Origin of the sequence: Roseibium sediminicola (assembly GCF_023156505.1) — a bacterium.
Lineage (GTDB): Bacteria > Pseudomonadota > Alphaproteobacteria > Rhizobiales > Stappiaceae > Roseibium > Roseibium sediminicola.
Map to the genome: position 1 here is coordinate 233349 of NZ_JALNMJ010000009.1, position 10044 is coordinate 243392.

The 10044-nt window shown below is 57.3% G+C and carries 7 protein-coding genes and 1 tRNA gene; 4 read left to right on the forward strand and 4 right to left on the reverse strand.

Translation table 11 applies throughout. The features are described 5' to 3' along the window. Positions 1-666 (forward strand): class II aldolase/adducin family protein, encoded by a 666-nt coding sequence (locus tag M0H32_RS14920; protein WP_248155356.1) that lies wholly within the window; start codon positions 1-3, stop codon positions 664-666. A 170-nt stretch (positions 667-836) separates the two neighbouring features. On the opposite strand, the gene rpsA is transcribed toward M0H32_RS14920, so the two are convergent. From rpsA to aroA, 3 genes are all read right to left on the reverse strand, one after another. After that, on the reverse strand, positions 837-2537 hold the full coding sequence (gene rpsA / locus M0H32_RS14925) for a 30S ribosomal protein S1 (RefSeq protein WP_248155358.1): 1701 nt from the start codon (positions 2535-2537) through the stop codon (positions 837-839). Between the two features lie 272 nt (positions 2538-2809). Continuing rightward, positions 2810-3436, reverse strand: coding sequence for a (d)CMP kinase (cmk, locus tag M0H32_RS14930; RefSeq protein WP_248155360.1), 627 nt, complete (start codon positions 3434-3436; stop codon positions 2810-2812). Beyond that, positions 3433-4788, reverse strand: coding sequence for a 3-phosphoshikimate 1-carboxyvinyltransferase (aroA, locus tag M0H32_RS14935; protein WP_248155362.1), 1356 nt, complete (start codon positions 4786-4788; stop codon positions 3433-3435). Before aroA ends, cmk begins: the two co-directional genes overlap by 4 nt. 306 nt (positions 4789-5094) lie before the next feature. Between aroA and M0H32_RS14940 the strand changes: the two genes are divergently transcribed. From M0H32_RS14940 to M0H32_RS14950, 3 genes are all read left to right on the forward strand, one after another. Continuing rightward, positions 5095-5487 carry a TIGR02300 family protein gene (locus M0H32_RS14940; protein ID WP_248155364.1) on the forward strand — a complete coding sequence of 131 codons (393 nt, stop codon included), beginning with the start codon at positions 5095-5097 and terminating at the stop codon, positions 5485-5487. A gap of 152 nt (positions 5488-5639) precedes the next feature. Next, positions 5640-5715, forward strand: a tRNA-Ala gene (locus tag M0H32_RS14945). Positions 5716-5988: 273 nt separating this feature from the next. Then, positions 5989-9798: an SIR2 family protein gene (locus tag M0H32_RS14950; RefSeq protein WP_248155366.1), complete on the forward strand. Its 3810-nt coding sequence runs from the start codon at positions 5989-5991 to the stop codon at positions 9796-9798. A gap of 141 nt (positions 9799-9939) precedes the next feature. On the opposite strand, the gene M0H32_RS14955 is transcribed toward M0H32_RS14950, so the two are convergent. Next, positions 9940-10044 (reverse strand): transposase domain-containing protein (locus tag M0H32_RS14955; protein ID WP_248155388.1); only part of this gene is annotated, 105 nt, incomplete at its 5' end.

Below are 10044 nucleotides of genomic sequence, written 5' to 3' on the forward strand. Positions count from 1 at the left end.
ATGCTCAAACCGCCTTACCGCGACACGTCCGACCTCAGACAGGCGATCATCGACACCTGCCTGGATATGAACCGCCGTGGCATCAACCAGGGAACCTCCGGCAATGTCTCGGCCCGTGCCGGCGACCGCATGGTGATCACGCCATCGGGTGTTCCCTACGACCGCATGACCCCGGACATGCTCGCCTCGCTGCCGCTTGTGGGCGACGGCGGTCCGGAAGGCCCGCTCCCACCCTCGACGGAATGGCAGTTTCATCTGGCGCTGCTGAAGGCCAAGCCGGACATGAATGCGGTGGTGCATGCCCATCCGGTCCATTGCACCGCGCTCGCGATCAACCGGATGGAAATCCCGGCCTGCCACTACATGATTGCGCTCTTTGGCGGCAACACGGTGCCTTTGGCGGGCTATTCGCTGTTCGGCAGTGAGGTCCTGGCCGATGAGGTCGTCGCCGCGATGAAGGAGCGGAGCGGCTGCCTGATGGCCAATCACGGCGCTGTCGTCACCGGCGAGACCCTCGAAAAGGGCCTGTGGCGTCTTGAGGAGCTGGAAGTTCTGGCCCGCGCCTACATTCTCAGCCGCACGGTCGGCAAACCGCATATCCTGTCGGATGCCGAAATCGGCGAAGTCCTTGGGGCGGTGAAGAATTACGGTCTCAAGACCGGCTGAGTGCGGGCTTCGGTTCAACCCGGCGCAATTCCTCGCCGGTCATTCCGAACCCAGCCAAGCAGCTGCGCGGCAGACCCTCGGAATGACGCCGAAAGATGGCAGATAAACAAACAAAAAGCCCGGCATTGCTGCCGGGCTTTTCTTTTTCGTGCGTCTTCCAGTGAAGAGGCTTATTCGTCGCCAGACTGCTTGTTCAGCGCTGCGCCCAGGATGTCGCCGAGGGACGCGCCGGAATCGGAGGAGCCGTACTGAGCGACTGCTTCCTTCTCTTCCGCGATTTCCAGGGCTTTGATCGACACGGTGACCCGGCGGGTCTTCTTGTCGAACTGGGTGATGCGGGCGTCGAACTTGTCGCCAACGGAGTATTTTTCCGGGCGCTGTTCTTCGCGGTCGCGGCTGAGGTCGGCGCGGCGGACGAACGCGGTCAGGTCGCTGTCTGCGATCTTGACGTCCAGGCCACCGTCCTTGATTTCGATGACTTCACAGGTCACGACGGAGTTCTTGCGAAGTTCGCCGGCAGCGCCGGATTCCATCGGGTCGCCGGAGAGCTGCTTGATGCCGAGGGAGATACGCTCCTTGTCGACATCAACATCCAGAACGACGGCCTTGACCATGTCGCCCTTCTTGAACTCTTCGATGACCTGCTCGCCCGGACGGTTCCAGTCGAGGTCGGACAGGTGAACCATGCCGTCCACGTCGCCGTCGAGGCCGATGAACAGGCCGAATTCGGTCTTGTTCTTGACTTCGCCTTCGACTTCGGTGCCGATCGGGAACTGTTCGGCAAACGCATCCCACGGGTTCTGCAGGGTCTGCTTGAGGCCCAGGGAGATGCGGCGCTTGACCGGATCGACTTCCAGGATCATCACTTCGACTTCCTGGGAAGTGGAAACGATCTTGCCCGGATGGACGTTCTTTTTGGTCCAGGACATTTCGGAGACGTGGATCAGGCCTTCGATGCCCGGCTCCAGCTCAACAAACGCACCGTAGTCGGTGATGTTGGTCACGCGGCCGGAGAACTTGGCTTCGATCGGGTATTTGGCTTCGATACCATCCCACGGATCGGTTTCCAGCTGCTTCATGCCGAGGCTGATGCGATGCGTTTCCTGGTTGACGCGGATGATCTGCACCTTGACGGTCTGGCCGATGGTGAGAACTTCCGACGGATGGTTGATGCGGCGCCACGCGATGTCGGTGACGTGCAGCAGGCCATCGATGCCGCCGAGGTCGACGAACGCACCGTAATCGGTGATGTTCTTGACGACGCCTTCCACGGTGTGACCTTCTTCCAGGCTCTGGACCAGTTCCGAACGCTGTTCGGCGCGGGTTTCTTCCAGAACGACACGGCGGGACACGACGATGTTGCCGCGGCGCTTGTCCATCTTCAGGATCTGGAACGGCTGCGGGGTGTGCATCAGCGGGGTCACGTCGCGCACCGGACGGATGTCGACCTGCGAACGCGGCAGGAAGGCAACAGCGCCATCCAGATCGACGGTGAAGCCGCCCTTGACCTGGTTGAAGATCTGGCCGTTGACCTTTTCGTTGGCTTCGAAAGCAACTTCGAGGCGAACCCAGCTTTCCTCGCGGCGTGCTTTTTCGCGCGACAGAACGGCTTCGCCGAGAGCGTTTTCAACGCGCTCCAGGTAAACTTCGACTTCGTCGCCGACATTCATTTCGCCGTCGCGGCCCTTGGCGCCGAATTCCTTCAGCGGCACGCGGCCTTCAACCTTCAGGCCGACGTCGATGACGGCCAGGTCCTTTTCGATGGCGACGACGGTGCCCTTTACGACGGCACCTTCATAGAGGTCGTTCTGGACGAAGGATTCTTCGAGCAGAGCCGAAAAATCTTCCATGGACGGATTGTAATCAGACATAAATTCTCCTGAGCGCCTTTTGGCGCGCCGCCGGCGGGTTGGTGTTGCACTCCGGATCGTCAGTCTCCCGGGATCGCGTCTTCGCAGATCCTTCCGTTTCGAAAAACGGGCCGGCGGGGCGGGAGCCGGAAAATCCGGTCTCGTCACAGGACACAAGCTTTCCAAGCGTCCTGCCGAAATTCGGTTCGTTCTTTTATAAGAACTTGGGCCCTTGGGCCGGTCTTGCTCCGGATGCACGAACAGGGGCACACCAAGGGTGAGCCCCACGTCCTTCAGTCATCCTTGGCGCGCGAAATGATATCCACAGCCGCCTGGAACGCGGTTTCTATATCCATTTCTGTCGTATCTAGCAAGACCGCATCGTCCGCTTGTTTCATCGGAGCCACGGTTCTTTGGCTGTCACGCTCGTCCCGGCGCTTCAGATCCTCCAGCACAGAGGCGTAATTCGCGTCCTGGCCCTTGGAGATCATCTCGTCCGTCCGGCGCTTCGCGCGGGCCTCCGGCGAGGCGGTGACGAACAGTTTGACGGAGGCATTCGGGCACACGACCGTGCCGATGTCGCGCCCGTCCAGAACCGCGCCTGGAGGCGTTTCGGCAAACCGCCGCTGCAGCTTGACCAGTTCCTCGCGCAGCCCGCCGAGCACGGCGATGCGCGAGGCGGCTTCGCCGATTTCGTGGGCGGACAGAACGCTCTTGTCCATCTGGGCAAGATCGAGATTATGCGCGACCTCGATCGCGATGGCTTCATCGCCGAGCGGCTTGCCATTGGCCAGGAGGGACGCGGCCACCGCCCGATAGGTCAGGCCGGTGTCCAGATGGCGCAGGCCGAAATGATCCGCCAGACGCCGTGACAAGGTTCCTTTGCCGGAGGCGGCCGGTCCGTCGATTGCAATGATCATGCGGCCTCGCTCGGTTGGGCGGAGATCCTGGCGCCAAGGCCTTCGAATAGCTCCGTGAAGGTCGGGAAGCTGGTTGCGATCACCGCGCCGTCGTCGACGGTCACCGGCTTGGCCGCCGCCATGCCGAGCACCAGGAAGGACATGGCGATGCGGTGGTCGAGGTGGGTCACGACCGTGCCGCCGCCGATGTCATTGGCGCCGCCGGTGACGGTCAGCGTGTCCTCGGTCTCGATGCAGGGAACGCCGTTGGCTTCCAGGCCTCGGGCAACAGCCGCAAGGCGGTCGCTTTCCTTGACCCGGAGCTCGTCGAGGCCAGGCATGAACGTGTCGCCTTCGGCAAAAGCGGCGGCAACGGCCAGCACGGGATATTCGTCGATCATCGACGGCGCGCGGCTGGCCGGCACGGTGATGCCCTTCAGCTTGCTGGCCTTCACGCGCAGGTCGCCGACGTCCTCGCCGCCGGTCTCGCGCCGGTTGACGATCTGAATGTCGCCGCCCATTTCGATCAGGGTCGTGATCAGGCCGGTGCGGTGCTCGTTCAGGAGCACGTTCTCGATGGTGATGTCGGAGCCCGGGATGATCAGGGCCGCCACCAGCGGGAAGCCCGCCGAGGACGGATCGCCCGGAACATCGATGTCCTGGGGCTTCAGCTCCGGCTGGCCCTGCAGGCGGATAACCCGTTCGCCAGCCTCGTTCAGGGAGACGGAGATGTCGGCGCCGAAGCCCTTCAGCATCTTCTCGGTGTGGTCGCGGGTCGGGATCGGTTCGATCACGGTGGTCTCGCCCGGCGCGTTGAGGCCGGCCAGAAGCACTGCGGATTTCACCTGGGCCGAGGGCATCGGCACACGGTAGGTCAAGGGCAGCGCCTGTTCCGGCCCGCGGATGGAAGCCGGCAGGCGGTCGCCTTCGCGGGCGATTACATTGGTGCCCATGTCGCGCAGCGGATTGAGCACGCGGCCCATCGGCCGCTTGGACAGGGAGGCATCGCCGACAAAGGTGGCGGCGATGTTGTGGCTGCCGAAAATGCCCATGGTCAGGCGCACACCGGTGCCGGCATTGCCGAAATCGATGACATGCTCGGGTTCCAGCAGGCTTCCGAGACCGATGCCGTCGACAGTGTAGCTGCCGTCAGCCTGTTTCTCGATGGTGGCGCCGACGGCACGCATGGCATTGCCGGTGGCCAGAACGTCTTCGGATTCAAGCAGGCCCTTGACAGTGGTGCGGCCGATTGCCAGCGCGCCGAACATCAAGGAGCGGTGGGAAATGGATTTGTCGCCCGGCACGCGGATCGTGCCGGTCAGGGGAGTGCCCATGCTTGAGGTCAATGGCGTGGGTGTGGAATCATGTGACATTGTCTAATGTCCGCAAGTTCAGGGTCGGCTTGGACCCCTGTCGGTTTTCAAAAGGTGTCACGTCCTATCACGCAGATACGGCTTCGTCATCTGCCCCGGCCGTAATTCTGCGATGCCGCAAGTTTTGCCGCTTGGGTCGGCAAGTGTGGGATAAACCTGTCTGGTGGTTGAAATTTAACCCGCAACATGCAGAACAATGGGTCAAGCAATGAATTTCTCCCGATTAGCCTTTGACAGGGAAACCTCTTGGGGCTATGGGGCTGCCCACTAATTCAAGTCGTCCAACAACTACGAAGGGTGAGCACAGTGGCAAAACCTGACCTTGGCACAAAGCGGCTGTGCCCGAGCTGCGGCGCTAAATACTACGATCTCAACCGCGAACCGATCACCTGCCCGAAATGCGGCACGATCTTCGAAGTGGTCATGACCTCCCGCGCGGCAAAGGCCGCCAAGGTGGCCGAGACCCCGGAAGAGGATGAAGACGAGGACGACGCCGCAGCGCCGGAAATCGTCACCCTGGAAGAAGCCGACGCGGAAGCCGAAGGCGGCGACGACGTGCCGGATCTGGAAGATGACGACGTCGAGCTTGACGATGACGACGACAGCACCGACGACGACGTCTTCATCGACGACGAAGACGAGGACGAAGACAAGGTTCCGGGCATCCGCGTCGAGATCGAAGAAGATCCGGATCAGTAAGCCCTTGATCAGGCAGGGAAATTCCCCTGCCTGATCTTTTCCACAAGCGGCGCGGAAATTCGTTCGATTTTCTGCTTGATCTTGTGGTGAGGTGTGACTATAACCCGCCTCCATCGACGCCGGAGACCCAAACCGGCGCGCATACGGAACATGGGGCCATAGCTCAGTTGGGAGAGCGCTACAATGGCATTGTAGAGGTCAGGGGTTCGATTCCCCTTGGCTCCACCATTCCTCCTCCTTCGGGAGATATTCTTTTAAAATCATACCGTTAGATGATGCATCTGTTGCGGTGCGTACCCATATTCGTACCCAGGCTGCGTACCCCGTGTTAGAGCGCTGATGAATTGACAGTGCAAATCACGACCCATCGACTGAAAGATATCGGTCAACCCCAGACTAGTCTCAACTCTAGGCGGTCTGAATAGTTCACATCCTGCGCTCACACGCATTCATTTTTGATCTAGTTGTAGAAATTACAACTGACATCGATAGAGTGTGTGCATGAGATTTTTCGCTGAAGGTCCTTCCATACCAGATACTCTATTGGAACGCTGCGATGCAGGTCGTGTAGTGTTTCTGTGTGGCGCTGGTGTTTCGTTCCCCTCTGGAATGCCGACATTTTTAGGCCTTACTCAACATGTCATCGAATTCTTCGACCCACCAGAAGACTCAGAGGTCATGGCTGCGTTTAGGCCATGGCTAAATGATCAATCTGCAGCGAATGTGCCGCTCGACCAAATTTTCAATCTTCTCCACCAAGAATACGGCAAAGATGAAGTTAACGCACTTGTAACTGAGCGACTGCGTGCTCCATTGACGGGGGAAGTATTCGGGCGAGAGCATAGCCTGATTAGGCGAATCTCTTCTAACCAGAGTGGTGTGCCGCAGATTGTCACGACCAATTTCGACCTGTTGTTCGAGGTTGGGGTGGAAGGTGGGCAATTAGCCTGCCATGTGCCACCAACCTTTCCCGACCTAAGTTATGGATCAACGATTGAGGGCATTACGTATCTGCATGGTCGATTGGTCGATGAAGGCTCAGAACATCATCAATACGTTCTCAGCAGCGCCGACTTCGGACGTGCCTATCTCTCAGAAGGGTGGGCGACGAACTTCATCAGGAACCTTCTTGAACGGTACACCGTTGTTCTGGTTGGCTATCAGGCCGAAGATCCGCCAGTCAAATACCTGCTTCAAGGTCTAAATCATGACGGTCAGTTTGACCGCTCAAGGCTCTTTGCCTTCGACCGTGGGCTTCCTGAGCAGATTGAAGCCAAGTGGCGAGACCGAGGTGTCACAGCAATTGCCTATCCAGACCATTCTGATCTTTGGAGAACAATGGAAGCTTGGGCCGACCGGGCCGACGATCCTCGTGAGTGGCGTGCTTCCATTATTACTAGAAGTCAGCAAGACCCCAAAGAGCTGACCCCTCATGAGCGAGGGCAAGTAGTTCACGTACTACGGACAGTACAGGGGGCAAGAATGTTCTCCGTGGCTGATCCTATGCCTCACGCTGAATGGGTATGCGTTATGGACGCGAATATTCGGACGGCTAAAAAGAGTCGCGGCTATGGCGAAGACGCTGAATCATTTGACCCTGTGGTGGCTTATGGACTCGATAGCGATCTTGCTGAGATCTCAGAGGAAGATCGCAGGCAGGGGGTCAGGAACGATGATCTCCTCGTGTGGCGCGATGGTGATGACAACCCGCATGAGTTTCATCGGTTAGGAGGGCGACAGAGTGAGGGACATGAGGCCACGCCGAAAAGACTTGGTCACCTTATCAGTTGGGTCAGCAAGTCGATCGATTGCCCTGCGGTGGTCTGGTGGGCCATTCGGCAGAATGGTCTTCACCCTCGATTACTTCAAGAGATCGAATGGCAATTGGAACGTTCGGAGGGGCTTCATCAACGTGCTCGTCATCTTTGGCGCCTAGTTCTCGAACACCATCGAGACCCCCGCAACCGTCATTGGGGCAGCTTATGGTTCGACTTGAGAAGCCGGATCAAAACGGAAGGTTGGAATTCAAGTGTCTTGCGCGAATTTAGACGATTTGCGACACCCAGAATTGACCTTAGAGTGCCTTTTGGCTTGTCGGAGTCCAAACCGCCTTCAGTACCTTGGGACGAAGTTCGTTTTCGGGACCTTGGTCAATTTGAGGTGAAATTCCTCGAGCAGCACAGTCACCGAATAGAAGTACCGGACGAGATGCTGCCTCAGGTAATTGGCCTACTTGAGGAGCAGCTTACCATCGCATCCGGCCTTCTGGCGGACATTGAGACCTTTTATTTCCACGCTCCGACTTGCTACCCAGGTAGGCAAGCCGATGGAAGAGAGCACGTTACCAACACTGCGAAGGCCATGTCGTGGTTTGTCCAGCTTTTTGATCGAATGGCAGACTTGAGTCCAGAACTTGCGAACGGATCAGCAACAATTTGGCCTGCATCAGATCGCTTCTTTTTTCGGAAGCTTAAGTTGTATGCATTCAACAAACCTCGCGTATTCGAAGCCGACAATGTTGCCGAGAAACTGTGTGCCTTCGATCAGGAAGCGTTCTGGGATGCGAGTGTTACTAGAGAGCTTCTATTCCTGCTAGAAGACCGATGGGATGAATTCTCACAAGAGAAACAGGGGCAATTGATCGACCGTATCCTTGAGGGGCCTGATCAGCTGTCCCACTGGTCTAACGACGATTTCCCGGCAATTCGGGATGGATACGCAGCCCGCTACGCCCGTTACCTTGAACTGCAGGGTTGTATCTTGTCGGACGGGCATCGCGAACGATTATCTAGGATAGTTGAGGGGCTCCCAGGATGGAACGACGGATGGGCCACTTCTTCAGTGACTGCGCGGGGGGCGATTGTGGGGGCAGTTGGTACCGATGAAACGCCTGACGTTGTAAAAGACCTCCCGGTAAATGAAATAGTCTCAAGAGCCAAAGAAGACCTAGGGCGTGAGTTCGGCAGCTTCACGGAGAGGCGTCCTTTCACGGGGCTAGTGAAGACTAACCCCAGAAAAGCACTATCTGCACTGACCGTGGCAGGAAGATTTGGCGACTACCCAGAATCGATGTGGTCAGCGATGATCAATGATTTCCCTGATGACGTCACACCAAGGCTACGACGAGTGTTCCTAAGTCGCTTAGCGCGGCTTCCCCAAGAGGTTGTTTGTGAGCTAAGTCATACTTTAGCTCGATGGATTGAACAGAACTTGGAAACGGCCGTAGACTTCGATGCAGATCTTGGCTGGGCGGTCTACGATCACGTCATTGAAAGTCTTATTAGCGGTGGTGCAGATGCCGCCGAAAGTGCTCTTGTTGAAGTCCAGCAAGATGGAGAGACCATCAATCAGTCTAGGCGAACATACGATTTCGCGACCGCAGGCCCTTTCGGCAAGTGCACTAGTGCCCTTTTCAGCGCAGTGCCAGGGGAAAAGCAGAAGGCTGGGTCCTTGGTTCCCGATCACATCAAGTCCCGTATTGAGCGCCTCTTTTCAGTACCCGGGGAGGGCGCGGATCATGCTGTATCAATAGCTTGTAGCAAGTTGAATTGGCTAATGTTCGTTGACCCCGATTGGACACGAGATCGCATTATTCCAATGCTGGCTTTCGATCATATGTTTTCTGAACCAGCTTGGAACGGGTTTTTGAATTGTGGGCGAGTGCCGTGGCCACCGCTAGCAGAGATCGTCAAGCCACTCCTTCTTGGCCTCTTTCCTAAGGTTGAAAGCTTTACTTGGGATCGCGACGTCTCAGAAATCGCGGCAGAGTGGCTAGGTTACATGCGGGTTTTTCACTCAGATGAAAAAGCTGGCCTTTCAAGGGGCGAAATGCGTGCAGCCCTGCGAGCGATGACCGACGACACTCGCAATCGTCTCATTTTTTGGTTGGCTCAGGTTGGGAAGAGCAATGAGGAGGGCTGGACTAAACACGTCATTCCCTTTGTCGATGAAGTCTGGCCTAGAGAGCGCAGATACAGGACCTCGGCATCTGTACGTGCGTGGATTGGCCTCCTGGATGACACGGGAGAGCATCTTCCTGTCGTATTGGATGCAGTGAAGAAGTTCTTAGTTCCCGTGGAGACGAGCGACCATCCTTTTTATCGGTTCACCAGAGATGTTGATGACGAGGAGCCGATCACTGTTCGCTTCCCCGAAGCGACGTTGGATTTGATGGACACAATTACTCCTAAGGTTCTGACCCGGCGACCATACGAATTACCGAAGGTGCTGTCATTGGTCGCTGAGACCGAACCTGCATTGACATCTGATCCGCGCTATTTGCGCCTGATTGATCTCGTCGAGCGAAGTTAGATTTATCGCTACCGCTATCTCGAGTTGTTGACCAAGAGGCCACCATGGAGAGCCGACAAACGATATGACGAAATAGGTTGCGTCAAAGGTAACTTGAACGGCTTGCCGAAGAAGCATTGTTAAGTGTAAGCGGTGTTTTTCTCACACCTTGGCGGGGTAATTCCATGGCAGGAGTTCATCGATCCGGCCTTGTTTGTGGCCGTTGACAATGGCGGTCAGCGTGGCTGCCAGGTAGGCTTGCGGATC